The sequence below is a fragment of the Saccharomonospora iraqiensis subsp. iraqiensis genome (genome assembly GCF_000430445.1).
In the GTDB taxonomy this organism is placed as follows: domain Bacteria; phylum Actinomycetota; class Actinomycetes; order Mycobacteriales; family Pseudonocardiaceae; genus Saccharomonospora; species Saccharomonospora iraqiensis.
Map to the genome: position 1 here is coordinate 24,986 of NZ_KE387099.1, position 22,146 is coordinate 47,131.

A 22,146-nucleotide genomic window follows, 5' to 3' on the forward strand; every position below is an offset into this window, starting at 1 on the left:
CCCGTCCGCCGGGGCGGCCGTGGCCGCGCCTTCGGAGGCCGCGGAGTCCGCGGAGTCCGCGGGGGTCGGTGCGTGCAGCGTCAGGGTGCCCACCGCGTCCGGATCCCGCCGCGACCGCAGCAGGCTGGCGACCGTGGTCAGGGTCAGGACCGTGATGATCACTCCCAGCGACGTCCAGTTGTTGATCTGCAGCCAGGGTGGGGTCACGTGGTACTCGTGCAGCGCGTGCAGCACGAGCTTCACGCCGATGAATCCGAGGATCAGCGCGAGGCCGTAGGACAGGTACACCAGCCTGCTCACCAGACCGCCGAGCAGGAAGTACAGCTGGCGCAGCCCCATCAGCGCGAAGGCGTTCGCGGTGAAGACCAGGTACGCCTCCTGGGTGATCCCGAAGATCGCCGGGATCGAGTCGACCGCGAACAGCAGGTCCGCGCTGCCGATCGCGACGATGACGACGAACATCGGCGTCAGGTACCGCCTGCCGTCCCGGGTGACCACGCTCCGGTGCCCGACGTAGTCGTCGGTGACCGGGAAGAACCGGCGCACCCACCGGGTCACCGCGTTCTCGGTGTACTCGTCCTGACCGCCCTTGTCCCGCAGCATGCTGACCGCCGTCCACAGCAGGACGGCGCCGAACACGAAGAACACCCACACGAACCGGGAGATCAGGGCCGCGCCGACCGCGATGAAGACGCCCCGCATGAGCAGCGCGAGCCCGATCCCGATGAGCAGCACACGGTGCTGGTGGACCGCCGGGACCCGGAACGACGCCATGATCACCATGAAGATGAACAGGTTGTCCACCGACAGCGAGTACTCGGTGAGGTAGCCGGTGAAGAACTCGACCCCGTAGCCACCTCCCGCGAACACCCAGACCCCGGCCCCGAACAGGACGGCGCAGGTGACGTAGAAGACGACCCACCGGGCCGCCTCGCCGGTGGAGACCTCGTGCGGTCTGCGGTCCACGATCACCAGGTCCGCCGCGATCAGGGCGAGCAGACCGAGAACCGTGGTGATCCAGACCCACAGGGGAACAATCATCGAACGCCGACCTCCGGTGAGCGCAGCTACGGTCACGACCCGGAGGTCTCTCCCACCGACACACGACCGGCCGGCCGACGGCGCCGGGTGCCACGTGGGACGACCGTGTTGACGACACCGCCGCGAAGGAATACTCCCCTCCACAACGCGGGACATCCTCGCGGGTCCGAGGTCCTCCGATCCAGTAAACGGGCGGGAAACCCACCCGCACCACCCGTTAGTTCGCTCACAGGGACCGGTCGGCGCGTCCCCCTCGCCCCGAGACCGCGCCGACCGGTCACCACCCCGCGCTCCCCGTGCGCGGGTGCCTGCCGTCTGTGCGGCACCGCGCACGGGTGCCGCCACGGGAGACGGAACCCGTCCGCGGGGCCCGTTCCGCGGATGGCAAGTATGCCCGCGGGGGGCGACAATTTCCGCGTGGGCCCGTGCGCCCGTCCGCTCTCGTCCCCGCGTCGTCCCCGGAGGAGACCACCATGCCGCGTCCGGTCCATTTCGAGATCCACGCGAGCGAGCCGGAACGAGCGATCACCTTCTACACCACGGTGTTCGACTGGACGTTCGAGCGCTCGACCGAGGCCTCGTACTGGCTGATCACCACGGGTGAGGGACCGGGCATCGACGGGGGTATGGCCCAACGTCAGGGCCCGCCGCCGGACCCCGACGCGAGCCTGAACGCCTTCCCGTTGACGGTGGAGGTCGAGGACCTCGACCTGCTCAGCCGGGAGATCGAACAGGCGGGCGGGAGCGTGATCACCACGAAGAGCGCCATCGCCGACGTCGGCTGGATCGTCTACTGCCGTGACCCCGAGGGCAACATCTTCGGCATGCTGGAGACCGACCCGAGCGCCCGGTAGCGGTCACCCGGCGTCGCGCAGGGAAACCAGTTCGAGGTCGGTCCGTGTGAAATCGTCGCCGACGCACAACAGCGGCTCACCCGCGAGTCGCGCCACCGCGTAGGTACAGCAGTCCCCGAAGTTCAACTTCGCCGGGTGCCGCCGTTTACCGAACCAACTGTAGGCGTCGGCCGCGAGGGCGGCGTGCTCCGCAGTGAACGGCACGGTCTCGATGCCGCTGTCGGCCAGGAACCGTGCGAGAATCAGCCTGCCCCGGCCGCCGAGACGGCTCTCCAGGACGATCGAGGCCTCCACCTCGCTCGGCGCACCCACCCTGGGCGCCTCGGCACTCGCCAGGCACTCCTCGAGCAGCTCGTGTCCCTCTTCCCTGCGCAACACGGCTATGATCGCCGACGTATCGACGATCATGCCTCCTCGCGATCGAAGCCGAGAATCGCTTCCTGTTCTTCCTTCGGGATCGGCCTGCCGAGTTCCTCAGGCGGTACCAGGGGCCAGATCTCGTCCTCGAGCAACCGTCGCATCCTGCGGAGCCGCAGCGCCGCCGTTTCCTCGGAACCGGTGGACAACTGAGCCAGGCGGCCACGCACCGCTGTACGGACCGCAGCCGTTTTGCTCTCTCCGGACAGCTCGGCCAGTTCGGCGACGAGACGCTCGGTCTCGGCGTCCTTGATGTTGAGCGCCATGGTGTAATGCTATCAACAAAGGTGTACATCCACCAACTGGAATGTCACTCGACGCCGGCAGCGTCCATGCCGCGGAGTTCCTTCTTGAGTTCGCCGATCTCGTCGCGCAGCCGGGCCGCCAGTTCGAACTGGAGGTCGCGGGCGGCCTGCATCATCTGGTCGGTCATCTGCTGGATGAGGTCGGCGAGCTCCGCCCGGGGCATCGTGGTCGGGTCGCGGTCGACGAGCACACCCGAGCTGCGCACCGTGTCCCCCTGCTCCGGCTTCTTGCCGCGCGAGGCGTTGCGCCCCGAACCGCCGACCTCGACCTCCTGCTCGGAGTCCTCGGCCTCGGTGTAGACGCGGTCCAGGATGTCGGCGATCTTCTTGCGCAGCGGCTGCGGGTCGATGCCGTGTTCGGTGTTGTAGGCGATCTGCTTCGCCCGCCGCCGGTTGGTCTCGTCGATGGCGTACCGCATGGAGTCGGTGACCGTGTCGGCGTACATGTGCACCTGCCCGGAGACGTTCCGGGCCGCGCGGCCGATCGTCTGCACCAGGGAGGTACCGCTGCGCAGGAATCCCTCCTTGTCCGCGTCCAGGATCGCCACCAGGGACACCTCGGGCAGGTCGAGCCCCTCCCGCAGGAGGTTGATGCCCACCAGCACGTCGAAATCACCCGCCCGGAGCTGCCGCAACAGCTCCACCCGGCGCAGGGTGTCCACCTCCGAGTGCAGGTAGCGCACGCGGATGCCGAGTTCGAGCAGGTAGTCGGTGAGGTCCTCGGCCATCTTCTTGGTCAGCGTGGTGACCAGCGTGCGCTCGTCCCGCTCGGCCCGGGCGCGCACCTCGTGCACCAGGTCGTCGATCTGCCCCTCGGTGGGCTTGACGACCACCTCGGGGTCCACGAGGCCGGTCGGGCGGATGACCTGCTCGACGAACTCCCCGCCGGCCTGCCCCATCTCGTACGGGCCGGGCGTCGCCGACAGGTACACCGTCTGCCCGACGCGGTCGGAGAACTCCTCCCACGTCAGCGGGCGGTTGTCCAGGGCGCTCGGCAGGCGGAAGCCGTGCTCGACCAGGGTGCGCTTGCGCGAGGCGTCCCCCTCGTACATGCCGCCGACCTGGGGCACCGTGACGTGCGACTCGTCGATGACCAGCAGGAAGTCCTCGGGGAAGTAGTCGAGCAGGGTCGCCGGGGCCGAACCGGGCCCGCGCCCGTCGACGTGCCGGGAGTAGTTCTCGATGCCCGAGCAGAAACCCACCTGGCGCATCATCTCGACGTCGTAGGTGGTGCGCATCCGCAACCGCTGGGCCTCCAACAGCTTGCCCTGGTTCTCCAGCTTGGCCAGCTGCTGCTCCAGCTCGGCCTCGATGTCGGCGACGGCCTTCTCCATGCGTTCCGGCCCCGCGACGTAGTGGGTGGCGGGGAAGATCCGCACCTCCTGCACCTCGTTGACGATGTCGCCGGTGAGCGGGTGCAGGTAGTACAGGCTGTCGATCTCGTCGCCGAAGAACTCGACCCGGATGGCCAGCTCCTCGTAGGCCGGGATGATCTCGACGGTGTCCCCCCGGACGCGGAACGTGCCCCGGGCGAACGCGACGTCGTTGCGGGTGTACTGCACGTCGACCAGCGCGCGCAGGAACGTGTCACGGTCCACCTCGTCACCGACGGCCAGCCGGGTCGACCGGTCGAGGTACGACTGCGGGGTGCCGAGGCCGTAGATGCAGGACACGCTGGAGACCACGATGGTGTCCCGCCGGGAGAGCAGGTTCATCGTGGCCGAGTGCCGCAACCGTTCGACGTCGTCGTTGACCGAGGAGTCCTTCTCGATGTAGGTGTCGGTCTGCGGGACGTAGGCCTCGGGCTGGTAGTAGTCGTAGTAGCTGACGAAGTACTCGACCGCGTTATTCGGGAAGAACTCCCGCAGCTCGTTGGCCAGCTGCGCGGCCAGCGTCTTGTTCGGCGCCATCACCAGGGTGGGCCGCTGGACCCGTTCGATCAGCCAGGCCGTCGTCGCCGACTTGCCGGTCCCGGTGGCCCCGAGCAGGACGACGTCCCGCTCCCCCGCGGAGAGCCTGCGGTCCAGCTCCTCGATCGCCTCCGGCTGGTCGCCCGCGGGCGCGTAGTCGGACACGACCTCGAACCGCCCCTCGGACCGCGGGATCTCGGAGACGGGCCGGAACTCGGAGTGCGCGAGTACGGGGTGTTCTGTCGCGAATGCCACGTCTCCCAGGTTAGGTGAACCCACCGACGGTTCCGGCGTGGCGAACCCTGTGAATCAGCTCGCCAGCCCCAGCTCGTCGGCCGGGACCCGGGTCATCAGCACGGACAGGCACCGCTCGCACGGCATACCGGTCAGCGACGGCAACCATTCGGCCTGACCCGGTTGCAGCCGGGCACCGCAGAACGCGGCCAGCTCGTCGGGGACCAGTCCGGGCCGGGGGACGGTGAGCACGTGACTGACCCGTCTCGTCTCCCCGACGATCCCCCGCCGTAGGCGGACGACCGCGACCGCTTCCCCCGGTTCAGGCAGTGTGGACCCCATGCGGGGAGAATAATCGCGGAACAGGTGCGACGCTTCGTGTCCGGCGACCAACGATGGGGTGCCGGACTGGTCCGCCGGACCGAAGACCGTGCGACCGCTGTCTCCCGGTCCGATCACCGCGTCTCCCGGTCCGACCGCCGTGTTCCGGTCCGACTACGGCTTCCGGGTTCTCAGCACCGCCGTCCCGAGCCGGTGGCACAGCCGCAGGGCCAGTTCGATGTCCAGTCGCTTCTCCGCGATCGGCCGGCCCAGCAGCTCCTCCGCCTTGCGTACCCGGTACTGGACCGAGTTCTTGTGCATCGACAGCCGGCCGGCCGCCGCGGTGTAACTCGCCCCCGAGGCGAGGAAGACCCGCAGCGTCTCCCGTAACCGGTCCTGCTGGGGGTCGTCGTCGACGAGCCCGCCGAGGGTGTCCTCGACCCACATCCGGGCGGCCTGCAGATCGGTACTCATCAGCGCCACGGCCCCGACCTCGGCGAAGGTGAGCAGCCGGGCACAGTTCTCCCCCGCCGCACGGGCCAGGGCCTGCACCCGTGCCGCCTGCCGGTGGGTCCGGCGGAACCCGGCCAGTCCCCGCCCCGGCTCGCCCAGCGCCACCCGCACGTCGGGGTCGGACTCGACCAGGGCACGCTCCGCCTCCGCACAGTCGGGACCGCGCTCCCCCGGCACGGGCAGCCACACCCAGGCACACAGCTCGTCGTGCGGGACGAACAGCGGCCGGTTCTCGCCGGTGTGCCGGTCCACGAACCGGTGCGCGACCCGTTCGAGCCCGGCCAGCGGATCCGCCGGATGGGTGTGGGCGGGATACCACAGGATCATCCCGACGTGGTGCCCGCGCAGCCGGTAGCCGAGCGCGGCCTCACCCGCGTCGACGTCCACGTTCTCGTCGTCGAGCACGGCCCGGACCCGCGCCGCGCGGACCGCGCTGCGGTTGGCCATCCAGCGGTCGCGCTCGTCCTCGTAGGCCGAGACGACCTGCAGGGTGACCCGGTCGATGAAGGTGAACGCCGTGCTCAGCGCCCGGCGCATCGAGCTGCCGAGTTCGCCGGGTTCGTTGATCTGCCGCGCGCCCTCGTCGAGCGCGTTGTCCAGCACCGCGGTCTGCCCGAGGTAGTAGGCGCGGATCAGGTCCACCACGGACGTGCCCCGCTGGGCCAGCCTGCGGGCGTACTCGATCGCCGCGGCGGGCGCCTCCACGCGGGTCGGGTCGATCCCGTGCCGGAACAGCCCCAGCGCGGTGTCGATGTTCTGGTACACGCTCGACGACAGCAGGCTCACCATGCCCTCGTCGTCGTTGACGAGGTGGGGGAGCTCCCGCTCGTACAGGGCCACCAGCTCGTGGGTGAGCTCCTCCTCGCGGCCCGCCATCGCCGCGGCGACGTCCGACAGATTGCGCGTGATGTTGGTCTCGCCCTGCACGCGCGCCACTCTAGAGCGTGACACTCGTTCCGGGGGTGTCAACCCGCCGGAGACGCGTCAGGATGTGGCCATGGCCGTGCACCCGCCGAAACACGAGCGTCTGGACCTCGCCACGAACACCAACGTCGACCCGAAAGGGATCGTACGCACCATCGCCGAACGCCGGGTGGAACCGTTCGGCCTCTACATCGCGCGGCCGACACCGGGCCGCTCCCAGTTCCACTACCTGGAATCCTGGCTCCTGCCCTCGCTCGGGCTCAAGATCACCGACTTCTGGTTCAACCCCGGGCACGAGCGCGACCAGAACTTCTACCTCGACGTGGTGACCATCGACGTCGACGGGGACGTCTGGCGCACCACCGACCTGTATCTGGACCTCGTGCTGCGCACCGGGCACGGGGTGGAGGTGCTGGACACCGACGAGCTGCTGGCGGCCACGGTGGCCGGCCACCTCACCCAACAGCAGGCCCACGCCGCCCTCGACACCGCGTTCGCCACGGTGGACGCCCTCGCCTCCCACGACTACGACCTCACCCGCTGGCTGGCCACCACCGACATCCACCTCACCTGGCACCGCCACCCGTAACCCGCGAGTCGCCACTCCAGCCCCGCGAGTCGCCACTCCAGGTCCGCGAGTCGACTCCTCAGGTCCGCGAGTCGTCCCCCGGAGTGGTGTCACGGCCGGGGCGGACGGTGGGGACGCGCCCCGTCGGCTTCACTCCCGGTCGCTGCTGTCGGGAGTCCACCCCGTCTCCGCCGCCCACGCCTCGGCACGCCCGAACGCCGCCGTGATCCACGGCTGTTTCTCCTCGGCGTAGGCGAGCACGTTCGGGTCGTCGGCGTGGTCGGCGGCCAGCCGTCGCTTCACCTCCGCGTAGGCGGCGGCCTCCTCCGGGACGGCACGGAGCCAGTCACGGAACAGCACGGCCCGCCGCCACGCGGGCCCCTCCGCGGGTCGCACGTGCAGGTTGACCGGCCGTGCCGGGTCGGCACCGAGGTGCAGGCGTTTCTCCCGGTGACCTGCGCCGTCGGTCGCGTGGTCGAACCACTCGCCCTCCGCCCCCGGGAATCCGGCGTCCGCCAACGTCTCCCGCAGCGCGTCGGCGTCCTGCAGGCTCGGGACCACGAGCTGGAGGTCGAGCACGTCCTTGGCGGGCAGACCGGGCACCGCGGTCGACCCGACATGGTCGACCCGCACGGCGCGCTCCTGCGTGCTCAGCCGGAGGCGGGCACACACGCGCGCCGCCTGTTCCGGCCAGGTCGGGTCGGCCGGCACCACCTCCGGCGGTGCGGGCGCGCGGGGAGTGCGCAGGCGGATGTTCTGCTCGAACGGCACGAGCCGGTCGGTCCAGAGCCCGTCCACGGCACGGAGGACGGCGTCCCGATCGCCACCGTTGTCCAGCCAGACGTCGGCCGCGGCGCGACGCTCGGCGGTGCTCGCCTGCGCCGCGATGCGGGCCCGGGCGTCGTCCCCGCTCATCCCCCGTGTCTCGGCCAGCCGCCGTACCCGCACCTCCTCGTCGGCGTCGACCACGACGACGAGGTGGTAGCTCGGGGCCAGTCCGCCCTCGACCAGCAGCGGCACGTCGTGCACCACGATCGCGTCGGCGGGCGCGGTGTCCATCAACTCGGCGGTCCGGGCCCCGATCCGGGGGTGCAGCACCGCGTTGAGCCGCGCACGGGCGGCATCGTCGGCGAACGCCCGCGCGGCGAGTGCCGTGCGGTCCAGCGCACCGTCGGGGGTCAGGATGTCCCGGCCGAACTCCGCGACGAGCTCCGCGAGCCCGTCCGTCCCCGGCTCGACCACCTCGCGCGCGACGCGGTCGGCGTCGATCACCACCGCCCCGTGTTCGGCGAGCCGGTCCGCCACGGTCGACTTCCCCGCACCGATCCCGCCCGTCAGCCCGACTCGCAACATGGCGGCATTGAACCATGCCTGCCATATCCGCCCGGCGGGGATCTCCGGGCGTGGATCGGCAACTCGCGGGCACCGCATGCCGACTCGCGGACACAGGGCGGCAACTCGCGGGGACAGGGCGGCAACTCGCGGGGACAGAAGAAGGCCCCCGGTCCGGGTGGACCGGGGGCCTTCTCACGGGGTGTTACCCGGCTCAGGCGCCGCCGGAGAGCTTCTCCCGCAGGGCGGCGAGCTGCTCGTCACTGGCCAGCGTGCCACCCGAACGCTCGTCCTGCTCGGGCTGGGCGGAGCCGTAGCTCTGCTCCTCGGCACCGCCGCCACCACCGGAGCCGCCGGTGCTGCCGGTGGCCTGGTCGGCCACGGCCGCGGCGTTGGCCGCCTGGGCCTCGGCCACCTGACGCATGTGCTGCTCGTAGCGGTTGTGCGCCTCGGCGTACTGGCGCTCCCACTCCTCGCGCTGCTTCTCGTACCCTTCCTGCCACTCCTGGGTGTCCGGGTCGAAGCCCTCGGGGTAGATGTAGTTGCCCTGGTCGTCGTACTCGGCGGCCATCCCGTACTGGGTCGGGTCGAACTCGGCGTCCGGGGTGAAGCCCTCGTTCGCCTGCTTCAGCGAGAGCGAGATCCGACGCCGCTCCAGGTCGATGTCGATGACCTTGACCATGACCTCGCCGCCGACCTGGACGACCTGCTCCGGGATCTCCACGTGCCGCTCGGCCAGCTCGGAGATGTGCACCAGGCCCTCGATGCCCTCCTCGACGCGGACGAACGCGCCGAACGGGACGAGCTTGGTGACCTTGCCCGGCACGATCTGACCGATCGCGTGGGTGCGGGCGAACTGGCGCCAGGGGTCCTCCTGGGTGGCCTTCAGCGACAGGGACACGCGCTCGCGGTCCATCTCGACGCTGAGCACCTCGACCGTGACCTCCTGGCCGACCTCGACGACCTCGCTCGGGTGGTCGATGTGCTTCCAGGACAGCTCGGAGACGTGCACCAGTCCGTCGACACCGCCGAGGTCGACGAAGGCACCGAAGTTGACGATCGAGGACACGACGCCCTTGCGGACCTGCCCCTTGGCCAGCGCGTTGAGGAACTCGCTGCGGACCTCGGACTGGGTCTGCTCCAGGTAGGCGCGCCGGGACAGCACCACGTTGTTGCGGTTCTTGTCCAGCTCGATGATCTTCGCCTCGAGCTCGCGACCGACGTACGGCTGGAGGTCGCGCACCCGGCGCATCTCCACCAGCGAGGCGGGCAGGAAGCCGCGCAGGCCGATGTCCAGGATGAGACCGCCCTTGACGACCTCGATGACCGTGCCGCTGACCGGCTCGTCGCGCTCCTTGAGCTCCTCGATGGTGCCCCAGGCGCGCTCGTACTGGGCGCGCTTCTTGGACAGGATCAGGCGCCCTTCCTTGTCCTCCTTCTGCAGGACAAGGGCCTCCACCGCATCACCGACGGCGACAACCTCGGCCGGGTCGACATCGTGCTTGATGGACAGTTCGCGGGAGGGGATGACACCCTCGGTCTTGTATCCGATGTCGAGCAGCACTTCGTCGCGATCGACCTTGACGATGGTGCCTTCGACGATGTCCCCATCGTTGAAGTATTTGATTGTCTTGTCGATAGCAGCGAGGAAGTCGTCCTCCGACCCGATGTCGTTCACGGCGACTTGCTTCGCCTGCTCGGAGGCGCTCGGGGCGGCGGTGGTGTCGATGGTCATTAGGTGGGTTGCTCCGGTTGCGGCTAGGTCTCGTCGATGTGCAGGTGCTCGGCTCTCCGGACCGCGGAGTGGTCCGAGGCGAATCCCGCGCGGCCCGGAGGTCCGGCGTTGTGCGGGCGACTCCGGCTCCGTGCGGGCGACTCAGCGTTGTCCGAGGTCGAGAGCTCGTCTGAAGTTGGGAAGCTGTCTGAAGTTGTCGACGCCGGTCTGGGGTTGAACGGCGTGGCGCGGCGATGACGATGCTGTCGTTCGTCCGGGAACGGCCGCGAGCATCACCAGATGGTGCGCGACCCCGACTCCCCAGCGTCCGTGCGGATACCACACCAGGCGGTGACCACACGAGCCGGCTCGAAGGCAGCGCGAACCCACTGCGCTAACGGTTATCCTACGCGGTGGCGAGGAGACCGCACAATCAGGGTCCGCGCGCCCGCGTGCGCATGCCCCGGGGAGCGCGCGGGATCACACCCCGGCCGGGCCTCCGTGTGCCCCGCTTCCCGGCGGCGGGGACGGCCGTACGGTTCCCCTCGCCGGAACGTCCGGTCGACGACAGGCTGAGAGGAACGGTGCCGTGGCAGAGTCCAGTACCTCCGGATCCGGGACCAGCACTCCGGCGGAGGCTGGCCCGGGGTGGGCCACCGGGCCGGAACGCCACCTCAGCGCCGAGGTCACACTCGGCACGGCCGGTGTCGCGCACCGCGGGGTCGGTTCCGCCGAGGCCGCGGCGGCCAACCTGGCCTGGTGGGACGCCGACGCGGACGACTACCACCGCGCCCACGGTGACTTCCTGGGGGAGGCCGACTTCCTGTGGTGTCCCGAGGGACTGCGCGAGGCCGAGGCCAATCTGCTCGGCGACGTCGCGGACACCGACGTGCTGGAGGTGGGGTGCGGCTCCGCACCGTGTGCGCGCTGGCTGACCGGGCAGGGTGCGCGGGTGGTCGCCGTGGACCTCTCCGGCCGCATGCTCGCCCACGCCCGGGCCGCCAACCGGGACACCGGCCTGCATCCGGCCCTGGTTCAGGCCAACGCCGAACACCTGCCCCTGGCCGACGACCGGTTCGACGTCGTCTGTTCCGCGTTCGGCGCGCTCCCGTTCGTGCCCTCGCCCGCGACCGTGTTCGCGGAGGTCCAGCGGGTGCTGCGGCCCGGCGGGAGCTGGGTGTTCTCCGTGACTCACCCGATGCGGTGGATCTTTCCGGACGATCCGGGCCCCGCCGGCCTCACCGCCACCCAGCCCTACTTCGACCGGACCCCCTACGTCGAGGTCGACGACTCCGGGGCCGCGACCTATGTCGAGTACCAGCACACGCTCGGCGACTACGTCCGCGCGCTGGCCGACACCGGATTCCGGCTGCTCGACCTGATCGAGCCGGAATGGCCGGAGGGTCACACCCGCGTATGGGGGCAGTGGAGTCCACTGCGGGGCAAGCTGTTCCCCGGCACGGCGATCTTCCGCTGCGTCGCGGAGTAGCCCGCCGCCACCGGGCGTAACCCTGTAACCGGGCAACGGGTCTCCGGGACAGACCCCGACCAGTGCACAGGCGTCACCGACCACGTTCGGGACGGGGCCGCCTCACGGGGTTCCGACACGCGGCCGGGGCACCGCGGCAGCGGCCGTCTCGTCCCAGTGCAGGCGGGGACGCGGAATGCGCGGGCGGGGCCTGCGCTCGCCGACCAGGTGCAACGAGGACGGCGCCCCGTCGAGGGCCCGGCGGGTCGCGTTGAGCACCCCGGCCACGGTCTCCCGGTGCGCGAGCGGCCGTTCGGGATCGAGACCGGAGGTCTCGCCCAACAGGACCTCCTGGGTGGCCCGCTCCCCGAGGACCGGCTCGGGCCGCGGGAGCGTCGTGGTGTCGGTGGCCTCGTTCGCCGGGCGCACGTCGACGACCGGCGCCGTGGGCGCCAGCAGGCCGGAGACGGCCGCCAGCACGGGGCGGCGGTACGACTCGTGCAGCCAGTCCACCAGCAGGTCGACCGGAGCCCCGTGGGTGGTCGCGGCGACCCGGTGGGCAAGCTCCTCGGGCTCGTCCCAGTCGGCCTCGATCCACAGCGCCCGGCCCACCGGGTCACCGTCCGGGGTGACCGGGACCGGGCTGTAGCGACGGCAGGGCAGCAGAACGCACCAGCCGTCCCGGGTCAACTGCTCGGCCACGTCCTTCAGCATTCCCGAACCGGCCAGGATCAGTGCATACGGTCCTGTCATGACCTGCGAATACCCGAACGAGTGACCCTCTAATCTCCCGTGCGCGGCGGACGGGGAGCGTCAGTGGGCGGCCTCGTTCCAGGACCGCCCGAACCCGACCGAGACCTCCAGCGGCACCGAGAGCGGGTAGGCCGCGCCCATCTCGCGCCGCACCAGGGCCTCGACGTCGTCCTGCTCCCCGTCGGCGACCTCCAGCACGAGCTCGTCGTGCACCTGCAGCAGGACCCGGCTGCGCAGTTCCGAGTCCGTCAGCGCCCGGTGCACCCCGAGCATGGCGACCTTGATGATGTCGGCCGCGCTCCCCTGGATGGGCGCGTTGAGCGCCATGCGCTCCGCCATCTCACGGCGCTGCCGGTTGTCGCTGGTGAGGTCGGGCAGGTAGCGGCGGCGGCCGAAGAGGGTCTGCGTGTAGCCGTCCTTCGCGGCCTGGTCGACGACGCCGCGCAGGTAGTCCCGCACGCCGCCGAAGCCCGCGAAGTAGTCGTCCATCAGTCCGCGTGCCTCCTCGGTGGAGATGCGCAGCTGCTGCGACAGCCCGTACGCGGACAGGCCGTACGCCAGTCCGTAGTTCATCGCCTTGATCTTGGCGCGCTGTTCCCCGCCGACCTCGGTCGGTTCCACCCCGAACACCCGGGCCGCCGTGGACGCGTGGAAGTCGAAACCGGACTGGAACGACTCGATGAGCGCCGCGTCCCCGGACAGGTGCGCCATGATGCGCATCTCGATCTGGCTGTAGTCGGCGGTCATCAGCTGGGAGTAACCCTCGCCGACGACGAAGGCGTCCCGGATGCGGCGACCCTCGTCGGTCCGGATCGGAATGTTCTGCAGGTTCGGGTCGACCGACGACAGCCGTCCGGTGGCGGCGATCGTCTGGTGGAGCGTGGTGTGGATGCGGCCGTCGTCCCCGACCGCCTTGATCAGTCCCTCGACGGTGGTGCGCAGGCGGGTCGCGTCCCGGTGTTCGAGCAGGTGGGCCAGGAACGGGTGCTCGGTCTTCTCGTAGAGGGTCTGGAGCGCGTCGGCGTCGGTGGTGTAGCCGGTCTTGGTGCGTTTCGTCTTCGGCATGCCGAGCTCGTCGAAGAGCACGACCTGGAGCTGCTTCGGTGAGCCCAGGTTGATCTGCTTGCCGATCACCGAGTACGCGTTCTCGGTGGCCTCCTTCACCCGGCTCGCGTAGTGCGCCTCCAGCGTCGTCAGCGCGTCGGCGTCCACGGCGATCCCCGCCGCCTCGAGTTCGGTGATCACCGACAGCAGCGGCATCTCGATGTCGCGGAGCAGGTCCGCCCCGCCGATGGTGGTGAGCTCGTCGGCCAGGACACCGGACAGCTCCGCCACGGCGCGGGCGCGCACCAACTCGGCGTGCACGTGCCGGGTGTCGGTGTCGTCGGTGTCCAACAGCGACATCTGCCCCCCGTCGTCCGGGGTCTCGGCCGTCAGCTGCCGGCGCAGGTACCGCAGCACCAGGTCGTCGAGCTCGAACGACCGTTGACCCGGCCGCACGAGATACGCGGCGAGCTCGGTGTCCATCGCCAGCCCCTCGGGGAACCACCCCCGGGCCCGCAGCGCGTGCAGCGCCGTCTTCAGCGAGTGCCCGACCTTGGCCACCTCCGGGTCGGCCAGCCACGCCGCGAGTGCCCGGTCGTCCTCCTCGGTCACCGTGGCGACGTCGACGTAGGCGCCGTGGCCGTCGGCGGTCGACAGGGTCAGCGACCGCAGGTCCGCCTCCACCGACGCGCCGGTGGTGCGCGCGGACAGCCCCACCGTGCTGCCGCGGGGGGCGTTCCGCGCCAGCCAGTCGGACACCGTGCCCGGTTCCAGCGCGGTGCCCGTGACCTCGAAACCGGCGTCGGCCTCCGGTTCGGCACTGGACAGGGACGCGAACAGCCGGTCGCGCAGGACACGGAACTCGAGCTCGTCGAAGACCCGGTGCACCGCGTCCCGGTCCCAGGGGCGCAGCGCGAGGTCGGCCGGGGTGACCTCCAGCGGCACCTGCCGGATGAGCTCGGTGAGCTGCCGGTTCAGCACCACGGAGTCGAGATGTGCCCGGAGCGTGTCACCGACCTTGCCCTTGACCTCGTCGACCCGGTCGACGAGCGCGTCGAGCGAGCCGAACTGGCGGATCCACTTCGTCGCGGTCTTCTCCCCCACCCCGGGGATGCCGGGCAGGTTGTCCGACGGGTCGCCGCGCAGGGCGGCGAAGTCCGGGTACTGGTCCGGCGAGAGTCCGTACTTCTCCTCGACCCCGGCCGGGTCGAAGCGGACGAGGTCGGACACGCCCTTGCGGGGGTAGAGCACGGTCACCGAGTCGTTGACCAGCTGCAGCGCGTCCCGGTCCCCGGTACAGATCAGGACGTCGTACTCGTTCTCGGCCTGCGTGGTCAGCGTGGCGATCACGTCGTCGGCCTCGTAGCCCTCCTTGTCCAGCACCGGGATCGAGAGGGCGGCGAGCACCTCCTTGACGAGTTCCACCTGGCCCCGGAACTCGTCGGGGGTGGTCAACCGGTTCGCCTTGTAGTCCTCGAAGACCTCCGTGCGGAAGGTCTGCCGCGACACGTCGAACGCGACCGCGAGGTGGGTGGGGTTCTCGTCGCGCAGCAGGTTGATCAGCATCGAGGTGAACCCGAACACCGCGTTGGTCACCTGGCCGGTGGAGGTCTGGAACCGGTCGGCGGGCACGGCGAAGAACGCGCGATACGCCATGGAATGGCCGTCGATCAGCAGAAGCCGCGGTGTGTCGTTCGCTACGGAGGTGTTCTCGTTGGGGCTCACCCCCGCGAGTCTAGGCTGAGGGGCCGACAGCCTGGCCCGTCGTGTCGACCGAGGAGCCGCGAGTGACCGAGCACGTGTCCGAGGAGCGAGTCCGTGAGGAGCTGTCCGGCATCAGCCCGGAGATCGCCGAGCAGCAACTCAACGACAAGGTGGGACTCAGCTTCACCGAGTTGTCCCCGGAACGGGTCACCGCCACGATGCCGGTCGAGGGAAATCTTCAGCCGTACGGGCTTCTGCACGGGGGCGCCAACGCCGTCCTCGCGGAGGCACTCGGCTCCACGGTGGCGGCGCTGAACGCGGGGGCCGACCGGGTCGCGATGGGGCTGGAGCTGTCCTGCACCCACCACCGCGCGGTCACCTCCGGGCACGTCACGGGGGTCGCGACCCCACTGCACGTGGGACGCGGCACGGTGACCGCGGACATCACCATCAGCGACGAGGCGGGCAGGCGCAGCTGCACCGCCCGGCTCACCTGCGTGGTCCGGCCCCGTCCGACCGCGGCGTGAACCACCGGCGCCGTTCGACACCGGGACCGTCCACAGCCGCTGTCCCGCGGACGCGGCGACCCGCCGGTTGTCCACACCCGCGCACCGCCGGGCGGCGCGCCGCCCGGAACCGGCGATAACCTCGCCCGATGCGACACGACGAGATCGCCGCCGCCACCGACGCCGTCACGCGGTGGGCCGAACGGTCCGGCCGCCGGTCCGTCCCGGCCGCCGACGGCCTCGGCGTGGTCCTCGAGGCGCTGTCGGACGACCTCGGTGTCACCGACCTGAGGGACCTGACGGAGGGCGCCGCGACCGAGCTGCTGCTCGACCACTGCCCCGAGCGGGTGGGCACGGACCGGATCGACGCGGTGCTGGACGCGGCCCGGGCCGTCGTGGAGTACGCCGCCGACACCGGCCTCGTTCCGGCCACGCTCGGGGCGAAGCTGCGCCGGGAGATCGACGCCGCGGCGGACGAGTTCGGCGACGCCGTGCTCGCCGAGGAGGTCGCGGGCGCGTTTCACGATCTCGTCGGGGCGGAACCGGACGGGCGGGAGGCCGACGGGTCCGCCGGGCCCGGGGAGGCCGGGAACTCGGCCGGCACCGGGGAGGACGAGGACGAGGACCGGGTGGCCGACCTGGTCGCGGTGTTCGGGACGGACCGGTTGCCGCCGTTGCGACTGCCGTCCGAGGCCGAGCTCGCGGACGAGGCACGTGCGAGCCCGCGGCTGGCCCGTGTCCTGGCGTTGGCCCGCTGGGTCGGGGACGGTCGGCCCGTGACCGCCGAGGGCGATCTCGAGCCCGCGGACGCGGCGGCGGTGGTGGACGAGCTCGCCCTCGGCGACCCCGACCTCGCCCCGGACAGCGACGCCCGCGTCACGGAACTGGCACAGCTGTGGGAGCTGGCCGAGGCGCTCGGCTTCGTGGATGTGGAGGACACCGGGGCGGTCGCCGGCGAGGTCGCCGACGAGTGGGCGGACGGCGACGACGAGACCGTACTGCTCGTCTGGCGACAGGCGCTCACGGAGCTGAGCGCGTGGAGCATGCTGACCGACGCCGAGCGCGCCGCCGAGATCGACCTGGACCTGCGCCCGGCGGGCAGCACCCTGCTGCCGCTGTTCGCGGCACGGCGGGACGGGCTCCCTCTGGCCCGGGTCAGCGGCATGATCCGGCAGATGGCGGTGGACGACCTGCCCGCGGGACGGGCGGACGAGGCGTGGAAGGACTGGGTCGCCGTGCACGGCGACCCCGCCCGGGTGCTCTACGGACGCCTGGCCGATCTCGGCGCGGTCGACATCGACGACGTCGACGTCGTGCGACTGCGTCCGCTCGGTCTCTCCGCACTGTGGACGGAGCTCAGCGACGATCTGGAGATCCCCCTGCTCCCGCCACCCGCGGAGATGAGCGCCGAGCACCTGCTCACGGTCGGGACCGCGGGCACCGACGACGACCTGCGGGACGAATGGCGGGGCTGGCGCACGGTCCGCGACGCCGACACGGCCGCGCGGGCGCTCGCGGACGCGGCCCGGGACGCGGGCCCGGACGAACGCCTCATCGCCACGTCGCTGCTGCGCGAACTCGGGGAGGACGCCGACGCGGTCTGGCGTGAACTGCTCGACGAGCCGGCGCTGCGCCCGTACGCCAGGCAGGCGTTGACCGACCTGCACGGCCCCGCGCCGGAGTTCGAGCAGGACGACGAGGACCTGGCGTGGTTGCTGCTCGACCTCTACTGCGCGGTCGACGAGGAGGATCTGCCCGACGACCTGGCGGGGAACCTGGCCGAGGCCGTGCGCCCGGGCGAGGAGTCGGTGTTCGACACGATGTGGCGCCTCAACCATCCGCACCGGCACACGGTGCTCACCCTGATCGGCCGCCACCATCCGGACGCGGATGTCGCGAAGGCGGCGCGGAAGGCGTCGTTCAAGGCGCCGAACTCCTGAGGACCACCGGCCCGCCCGCGCCGGGCGCGACCGGCGGGAGGTCGGCCTACTTGCTCGTGTCCTTCTCGGTGCCGAAGTTGTCGATGACCGCCTCGGCGACAGCCTTCATGGTGGTCCGCCGGTCCATCGCGGTGCGCTGGATCCAGCGGAAGGCGTCCGGCTCGGTGAGGCCCTGGTGGGTCATGAGCAGGCCCTTGGCACGGTCGATCAGCTTGCGGGTCTCCAGGCGGTCGTTGAGCCCGGCGACCTCCGACTCCAGCGCCTTCAGCTCGGAGAACCGGCTGACCGCGAGTTCGATGGCGGGCACCAGGTCACGCTTGGCGAACGGCTTGACCAGGTACGCCATGCTGCCCGCCTCGCGGGCACGCTCCACCAGGTCCCGCTGGCTGAACGCCGTCAGGATCACCACGGGGGCGATCCGGTCGCCGGTGATCTTCGCGGCGGCGTCGATGCCGTCGAGCTTGGGCATCTTCACGTCGAGGATGACCAGGTCGGGGCGCAGATCGGTGGCGAGCTTGATGGCCTCTTCCCCGTCTCCGGCCTCACCGACCACCTCGTAACCCTCTTCGCGGAGCATCTCGACGAGGTCGAGACGGATCAGTGCCTCGTCCTCCGCGACGAGCACACGGCGCTGGGGCGTGGCGGCGGCGTCGTTGGCCTCGGTAGCCGCTTCGCTCACCGGGGTTCCTCCTGGCGTTCGACGGGTACGGTTGACAGCGGCGTTCCGCTAGGGGAAAGGCTACCGGTAACGACGGCCCGGGTCGTGATGGCGTTCGCCACGTGCGGTGATCGCCACTGCCCAGGTGTTCCGGCCCACCACCCGCGACCGCCCGACCCGGTGTCCGGCTCCGGACGACGGGGAGTAAAGTGCGCGTCACCACGCCCCCGTAGCCCAATCGGCAGAGGCAGCGGACTCAAAATCCGTCCAGTGTGCGTTCGAGTCGCACCGGGGGCACCCTCCGCAACCACACGAAACGGCCCCTCACCTGCGCAAACGCGGTGAGGGGCCGTTCTCGTACTGTCCGACCGTGTCCGGCTATGTACCGCCGTCGTCCGGCGTCTGTGGCACCGGTGTGGAACGAGACTCAGCTGTGGGGAGCCCGAGCACCCGGTCGATGCGCTCGCGGGCGGCCTCCTCCTGGCCGGCGAGCACCTTCGCGTAGATCTGGTGGAGGACGGCTACGGAGTGGCCGGCCCACTCGGCCACCTGTGTCGAGGGCACGCCGGCTGCGAGCCACGTCGATACGCAGGCGTGCCGCAGGTCGTAGGGCCGTCGGGCAAGTACGGAGGCGTACTCGGCTTCCGTGAGCGCCGTTCTGCGGGCCTTGTCCCACACCCGCGCGATCGTGGATTCGCCCACGAGCCCACCTGTGAAGTTTCGGAACAGCCGACCGTCACCCGCGGTCCCGTGCCGCTTCAGGTGTGCGTGCAGCAACTCGGTGAGTGGCGGCGGGCACGGTACGTGCCGCACCTCTCCCCTCCCCCGCTGTTTGAGCTGCCGACGATCGCGGCGGTGCCCGGAGTCGGTCCAGGCGGCGCCGGCGGTCGGGGCGGTGCGGGACAGCAGCAGCTCACCCCAGCCGTTCTCCGGGAGCTGCAAGTCGGACTTACTCAGCATCACAGCTTCTTCCGGGCGCAATCCCGCGTAGTACAGACACGCGAAGAAGGCGACGAGCATCGGTCCGGACGAGCGGCGCGGCTGTCCGTCCACGTACTGGCGTCCCACAGCGTCGAGCAGTCGGCGTGCCTGCTCGGGATTGATGACAGCGCGCCGGTCGATCGCCTTCGCCTCCTTCGGCGCGGTCCACTTCACCGAGGGCAGCAGATTGCGTGTGAGCACGTTCAACTCGACGGCGTATTCGAGCGCGTTGTGCAGCACTGCCCGCTTGCGCGCGACCGTCTTCGCGCTCGCCGGCGTGCCATCGAGTTTGGTCGCGATGGCTTCGAGCAGCGCACGCATGGCCGCGGGCTCGTCGAGCCGTGAGACCGGGGCTGTATTCGCTGTCAGCCACCGGAGTGCGCGGGCGATGTGGTCCGGCTTCGGCTCGTCGCGACGCCGGGTATTGAACGCCCATCCGGTCATCGCCTTCCGCAGCACTCGTTCCTCGGGCTTACCTCGGTCGGTCGACAGCATCGCCATCGTGGCCGAGGCCAACGTGTCGGCGTTGCCCACGCGCGACTTCGCCGCGGCACGCGGCCACTTCATGTCGACGTAGCGCTGTGCGAAGTCGAACCAGGTCAACTCGTTCGCCGTACGCGCCAGTGAGACCGGAAGACCCGTATCAGTGTCGAATGCTTCGCCTCCACGTTGCGCGGACAACAGTTCGGCCCGGAAGCTGTCTGCCGCCGCCTCGGTCTTGAAGGACTTCAAGAACGGCTGCTGCTGGGCCACTCGCCACCGCACGCCGTAGCTGGTGACCTTGCCCTGCTTGTCCTTGCGTGGCTTGATGCTCCACACCCGGACGTCGTAGGTCTTCGCCATCAGGCCGCTTCCTCCCTGCTGTCGAGCCAGCGTTCGACGTCGGCGCGACGGATACGGATCTCGCCGTTCGGCAGCTTGATGCAGCGCGGCGCGAGACCCTTCGTGCGCCACTGGTAGAAGGTCGACCGGGCTATCTCGAACTCCTCGCAGAACGCGGCGATCGTGAGGTGCTGACGCTGGGTCCCCATGTGGTCGTGGACTCCTTGTGGTCGAGCTGGAAGTGGGCACGCTGCGGACGTGGCATGGCGCTTCGCTCCTTCTCAGTGGCAGGTACGGGCCGGGGGCGACGGAGGAAACGAACTAACGAAGGAATGCTGTGACCTGGGACTTCGACGGGTTTCGGCGGTTCATTAGTTCGTGGGCTACGAACTAATGCGGCCCGCTGCGGCGGTGTTTGTGCTGGTCAGTGGGTTTGTTCGTTAGTTCGTTTGGTTCGTGGTGTTGGGTGCGCGGGCGGTGTAGATCTCGATGCTTCGGCCTTTGCCGCTGTCGGGGCGTTGGTGGTGGCGGGTGATGCGGTCGGCGTCGATGAGTTGGTCGAGCATGGCGGTGACGTCGTCGGCTTTCTTGTTGCCGCCGAAGAAGCCGGTGGTGATGTCTTTGCGGGTGCGGCCGTGTTCGCCGGCTTCGGCGATCCAGGCGGCGAGGCGGGCGGGGGTGGCGGTGTCGGTGAAGACGGCGCGGGCGGAGTCGATGCAGTAGCGCACGAGCGCGGCCGCGGCGGTCAGGTGGGCGGGGTGGATGGCCGGCTGTCCGTCGAGGGCGGCGTGGATGCCGGCGATGCGCAGGCAGTTGGGCACGGCGCGGGAGACGAACTGCTCGACCTGGGGGCGGTCGTGTTGGTCGGCGGAGAACTCGATGTAGAGGCTGCGCCACAGCTCGGCGGCGGTGTCGGTGAAGCCGAGCAGCCCGAGTTGCGAGCCCGCGGCAATCCGGTCGGCGAGTCCCTGTCCGAGAGAACGCACGAGGTGGTCGGGGGCGCCCTGGCTGAACGGCAGGAACTTCGACCGGGCCACCGCCAGCGGGAGGAAGCGGTTGTAGGTGCCGCCGGCCATGTCCTCGGCCGAGACCTTGGCGCGGAACTCGCCCGGTGTGATGTGGGCGAGGATGCCCACGTGCGAGCTGGGCGCGACCCGCTGCGCCACGGTCAGGGTGGACAGGTCGCCGCCTTCCCAGGCGGCGCGCAGGATGGCGGAGAGGCTGTTGCCCTCGCGGCGCATCTTCGCCATGACCCCGGCCCACTCGGATTCCATCACCAGCAGCCGCAGGTCCCGCTCGCCGGCGGCTTCGGCCTCGTCGTCGAGGGCGAAGCACTGCGCCAACCCCTCCCCCGACGACAGCCCCGATTTGACGTTGGTGCGGGTGAACTGCTCGTCGGCGGCGGCGAGCAGCCGGCGGGCGCTGGACCAGGAGGTGCCCTTGCGGCCGCTGCTGGTGCGGCCCACGATCAGCGGCCACACCAGCAGCGGGTGCGCGTCGTCCCCGGCCCGCACGTGCGGCTTCTGGCCCAACGCGACCCCGGCGGCGGCCAGCAGCGAGGCCAGCACCGCGACCGGGTCGGCCTCGCTGGTGGGTTCCACCTGCCGCACGAGGTAGCCGAGGTAGCAGTCGAACACCGCCTCGTCCAGCGTCGGCAGCTCCGCGCGGGCACGGGCGACCTCGGCGTGGGCCTGCGCCTCGGCGGTATCCGTATCGGCCTCGGGCGGGTCGGACAGCACCCGCAGCGGGCGGACGGAACTCGACATCTACGCGGTCTCCTGCTCGATCGATCCCCACGTGCGGCGCAGCCGGATGCGCTCGTTGACGGTCAGCCCACCCCAGACACCCACCAGGGCCGGACGGGCCAGGGCGTACTCGCGGCACTCGGCCTGCACCGGGCACGCCCGGCAGACACGGCGGGCCACGGACAGGTGCAACATCTGGCCGTGCTCGTCCGGGAAGAACGCATCCGGATCGGTCTCCCGACAGGCGGCCCGCTCGTGCCACGCGAGATCGTCGGGAGACAGTCCGAGGTCGGCCCAGGTGAGCCCACCCGTACGGCCGCGGCCCACATGCCGGGCCCGCGGCTGCGCCCGGCGGGTGCCGGGGCGAGGCGCGGAGTCGCCGTGCGGGGTTC

Annotated in this window: 20 protein-coding genes and 1 tRNA gene; 6 read left to right on the forward strand and 15 right to left on the reverse strand. The window is 70.6% G+C overall.

Translation table 11 applies throughout. From position 1 onward, the window contains the following. Nucleotides 1-1,041, reverse strand: a 1,041-nt coding sequence (locus ACTIR_RS0113975; protein ID WP_026454754.1) for a TerC family protein, incomplete at its 3' end; no start/stop codon positions are given. A gap of 473 nt (nucleotides 1,042-1,514) precedes the next feature. Between ACTIR_RS0113975 and ACTIR_RS0113980 the strand changes: the two genes are divergently transcribed. Then, nucleotides 1,515-1,895, forward strand: a complete 381-nt coding sequence (locus tag ACTIR_RS0113980) for a VOC family protein (protein ID WP_026454755.1) — start codon at nucleotides 1,515-1,517, stop codon at nucleotides 1,893-1,895. 3 nt (nucleotides 1,896-1,898) lie between these two features. Here ACTIR_RS0113980 and ACTIR_RS0113985 read toward each other — a convergent pair whose 3' ends face one another. The 5 genes from ACTIR_RS0113985 to ACTIR_RS0114005 all read right to left on the reverse strand — a co-directional run bounded on the left by ACTIR_RS0113985 (nucleotide 1,899) and on the right by ACTIR_RS0114005 (nucleotide 6,522). Then, nucleotides 1,899-2,303: a type II toxin-antitoxin system VapC family toxin gene (locus tag ACTIR_RS0113985; protein ID WP_026454756.1), complete on the reverse strand. Its 405-nt coding sequence runs from the start codon at nucleotides 2,301-2,303 to the stop codon at nucleotides 1,899-1,901. Then, nucleotides 2,300-2,578 carry a type II toxin-antitoxin system VapB family antitoxin gene (locus ACTIR_RS0113990; RefSeq protein ID WP_026454757.1) on the reverse strand — a complete coding sequence of 93 codons (279 nt, stop codon included), beginning with the start codon at nucleotides 2,576-2,578 and terminating at the stop codon, nucleotides 2,300-2,302. The genes ACTIR_RS0113985 and ACTIR_RS0113990 overlap by 4 nt, the downstream gene beginning before the upstream one ends. Before the next feature lie 44 nt (nucleotides 2,579-2,622). Next, entirely contained in the window at nucleotides 2,623-4,782 is a 2,160-nt protein-coding gene (uvrB, locus tag ACTIR_RS0113995) for an excinuclease ABC subunit UvrB (protein ID WP_026454758.1), read from the reverse strand. Nucleotides 4,783-4,836: 54 nt separating this feature from the next. Beyond that, a complete protein-coding gene (locus tag ACTIR_RS23365; protein ID WP_233345911.1) occupies nucleotides 4,837-5,103 on the reverse strand; it encodes a hypothetical protein in 267 nt (88 codons plus the stop codon). Between the two features lie 153 nt (nucleotides 5,104-5,256). Then, nucleotides 5,257-6,522: a PucR family transcriptional regulator gene (locus ACTIR_RS0114005; RefSeq protein WP_034240136.1), complete on the reverse strand. Its 1,266-nt coding sequence runs from the start codon at nucleotides 6,520-6,522 to the stop codon at nucleotides 5,257-5,259. A 70-nt stretch (nucleotides 6,523-6,592) separates the two neighbouring features. Between ACTIR_RS0114005 and ACTIR_RS0114010 the strand changes: the two genes are divergently transcribed. Further along, entirely contained in the window at nucleotides 6,593-7,108 is a 516-nt protein-coding gene (locus tag ACTIR_RS0114010; protein WP_026454761.1) for a ribonuclease FAU-1 family protein, read from the forward strand. 129 nt (nucleotides 7,109-7,237) lie between these two features. Here ACTIR_RS0114010 and coaE read toward each other — a convergent pair whose 3' ends face one another. Both coaE and rpsA read right to left on the reverse strand, forming a co-directional pair. Further along, the gene (gene coaE / locus ACTIR_RS0114015; protein WP_026454762.1) at nucleotides 7,238-8,440 is read right to left on the reverse strand and encodes a dephospho-CoA kinase; all 1,203 of its coding nucleotides are present in this window, start codon (nucleotides 8,438-8,440) and stop codon (nucleotides 7,238-7,240) included. A 193-nt stretch (nucleotides 8,441-8,633) separates the two neighbouring features. Next, a complete protein-coding gene (gene rpsA / locus ACTIR_RS0114020; RefSeq protein ID WP_026454763.1) occupies nucleotides 8,634-10,154 on the reverse strand; it encodes a 30S ribosomal protein S1 in 1,521 nt (506 codons plus the stop codon). A gap of 568 nt (nucleotides 10,155-10,722) precedes the next feature. Between rpsA and ACTIR_RS0114025 the strand changes: the two genes are divergently transcribed. Further along, a complete protein-coding gene (locus tag ACTIR_RS0114025; RefSeq protein WP_026454764.1) occupies nucleotides 10,723-11,622 on the forward strand; it encodes a class I SAM-dependent methyltransferase in 900 nt (299 codons plus the stop codon). Between the two features lie 102 nt (nucleotides 11,623-11,724). On the opposite strand, the gene ACTIR_RS0114030 is transcribed toward ACTIR_RS0114025, so the two are convergent. After that, nucleotides 11,725-12,354, reverse strand: coding sequence for a Rossmann-fold NAD(P)-binding domain-containing protein (locus tag ACTIR_RS0114030; protein ID WP_026454765.1), 630 nt, complete (start codon nucleotides 12,352-12,354; stop codon nucleotides 11,725-11,727). A 60-nt stretch (nucleotides 12,355-12,414) separates the two neighbouring features. Beyond that, on the reverse strand, nucleotides 12,415-15,123 hold the full coding sequence (polA, locus tag ACTIR_RS0114035) for a DNA polymerase I (protein ID WP_026454766.1): 2,709 nt from the start codon (nucleotides 15,121-15,123) through the stop codon (nucleotides 12,415-12,417). A 62-nt stretch (nucleotides 15,124-15,185) separates the two neighbouring features. Here polA and ACTIR_RS0114040 point away from each other — a divergent pair, with 62 nt between their 5' ends. Both ACTIR_RS0114040 and ACTIR_RS23370 read left to right on the forward strand, forming a co-directional pair. Then, nucleotides 15,186-15,629 (forward strand): hotdog fold thioesterase, encoded by a 444-nt coding sequence (locus tag ACTIR_RS0114040; RefSeq protein ID WP_026454767.1) that lies wholly within the window; start codon nucleotides 15,186-15,188, stop codon nucleotides 15,627-15,629. Nucleotides 15,630-15,757: 128 nt separating this feature from the next. Continuing rightward, nucleotides 15,758-17,548, forward strand: coding sequence for a hypothetical protein (locus ACTIR_RS23370; protein WP_084789505.1), 1,791 nt, complete (start codon nucleotides 15,758-15,760; stop codon nucleotides 17,546-17,548). Nucleotides 17,549-17,594: 46 nt separating this feature from the next. Here ACTIR_RS23370 and ACTIR_RS0114050 read toward each other — a convergent pair whose 3' ends face one another. Then, nucleotides 17,595-18,227 carry an ANTAR domain-containing response regulator gene (locus ACTIR_RS0114050; RefSeq protein WP_026454768.1) on the reverse strand — a complete coding sequence of 211 codons (633 nt, stop codon included), beginning with the start codon at nucleotides 18,225-18,227 and terminating at the stop codon, nucleotides 17,595-17,597. 202 nt (nucleotides 18,228-18,429) lie between these two features. Here ACTIR_RS0114050 and ACTIR_RS0114055 point away from each other — a divergent pair. Beyond that, nucleotides 18,430-18,503: transfer RNA gene (locus ACTIR_RS0114055), tRNA-Leu, on the forward strand. Nucleotides 18,504-18,584: 81 nt separating this feature from the next. On the opposite strand, the gene ACTIR_RS23375 is transcribed toward ACTIR_RS0114055, so the two are convergent. The 4 genes from ACTIR_RS23375 to ACTIR_RS0114080 all read right to left on the reverse strand — a co-directional run. After that, on the reverse strand, nucleotides 18,585-20,030 hold the full coding sequence (locus ACTIR_RS23375) for a tyrosine-type recombinase/integrase (protein WP_034240096.1): 1,446 nt from the start codon (nucleotides 20,028-20,030) through the stop codon (nucleotides 18,585-18,587). After that, nucleotides 20,030-20,218, reverse strand: a complete 189-nt coding sequence (locus ACTIR_RS0114070; RefSeq protein ID WP_026454770.1) for a helix-turn-helix transcriptional regulator — start codon at nucleotides 20,216-20,218, stop codon at nucleotides 20,030-20,032. Before ACTIR_RS0114070 ends, ACTIR_RS23375 begins: the two co-directional genes overlap by 1 nt. A 231-nt stretch (nucleotides 20,219-20,449) precedes the next feature. Continuing rightward, nucleotides 20,450-21,775 carry a DUF3987 domain-containing protein gene (locus tag ACTIR_RS23380; RefSeq protein WP_034240098.1) on the reverse strand — a complete coding sequence of 442 codons (1,326 nt, stop codon included), beginning with the start codon at nucleotides 21,773-21,775 and terminating at the stop codon, nucleotides 20,450-20,452. After that, nucleotides 21,776-22,146, reverse strand: a 371-nt coding sequence (locus tag ACTIR_RS0114080; protein ID WP_199285627.1) for a WhiB family transcriptional regulator, incomplete at its 5' end; no start/stop codon positions are given.

Bases quoted from the DNA above. Each gene is read 5' to 3' on its own strand.
- ACTIR_RS0113980 (WP_026454755.1), top strand. From the start codon at position 1,515: ATGCCGCGTCCGGTCCATTTCGAGATCCACGCGAGCGAGCCGGAACGA.
- ACTIR_RS0113985 (WP_026454756.1), bottom strand. From the start codon at position 2,303: ATGATCGTCGATACGTCGGCGATCATAGCCGTGTTGCGCAGGGAAGAG.
- ACTIR_RS0113990 (WP_026454757.1), bottom strand. From the start codon at position 2,578: ATGGCGCTCAACATCAAGGACGCCGAGACCGAGCGTCTCGTCGCCGAA.
- ACTIR_RS23365 (WP_233345911.1), bottom strand. From the start codon at position 5,103: ATGGGGTCCACACTGCCTGAACCGGGGGAAGCGGTCGCGGTCGTCCGC.
- ACTIR_RS0114010 (WP_026454761.1), top strand. From the start codon at position 6,593: ATGGCCGTGCACCCGCCGAAACACGAGCGTCTGGACCTCGCCACGAAC.
- coaE (WP_026454762.1), bottom strand. From the start codon at position 8,440: ATGTTGCGAGTCGGGCTGACGGGCGGGATCGGTGCGGGGAAGTCGACC.
- rpsA (WP_026454763.1), bottom strand. From the start codon at position 10,154: ATGACCATCGACACCACCGCCGCCCCGAGCGCCTCCGAGCAGGCGAAG.
- ACTIR_RS0114030 (WP_026454765.1), bottom strand. From the start codon at position 12,354: ATGACAGGACCGTATGCACTGATCCTGGCCGGTTCGGGAATGCTGAAG.
- ACTIR_RS23370 (WP_084789505.1), top strand. From the start codon at position 15,758: ATGCGACACGACGAGATCGCCGCCGCCACCGACGCCGTCACGCGGTGG.
- ACTIR_RS23375 (WP_034240096.1), bottom strand. From the start codon at position 20,030: ATGGCGAAGACCTACGACGTCCGGGTGTGGAGCATCAAGCCACGCAAG.
- ACTIR_RS0114070 (WP_026454770.1), bottom strand. From the start codon at position 20,218: ATGGGGACCCAGCGTCAGCACCTCACGATCGCCGCGTTCTGCGAGGAG.
- ACTIR_RS23380 (WP_034240098.1), bottom strand. From the start codon at position 21,775: ATGTCGAGTTCCGTCCGCCCGCTGCGGGTGCTGTCCGACCCGCCCGAG.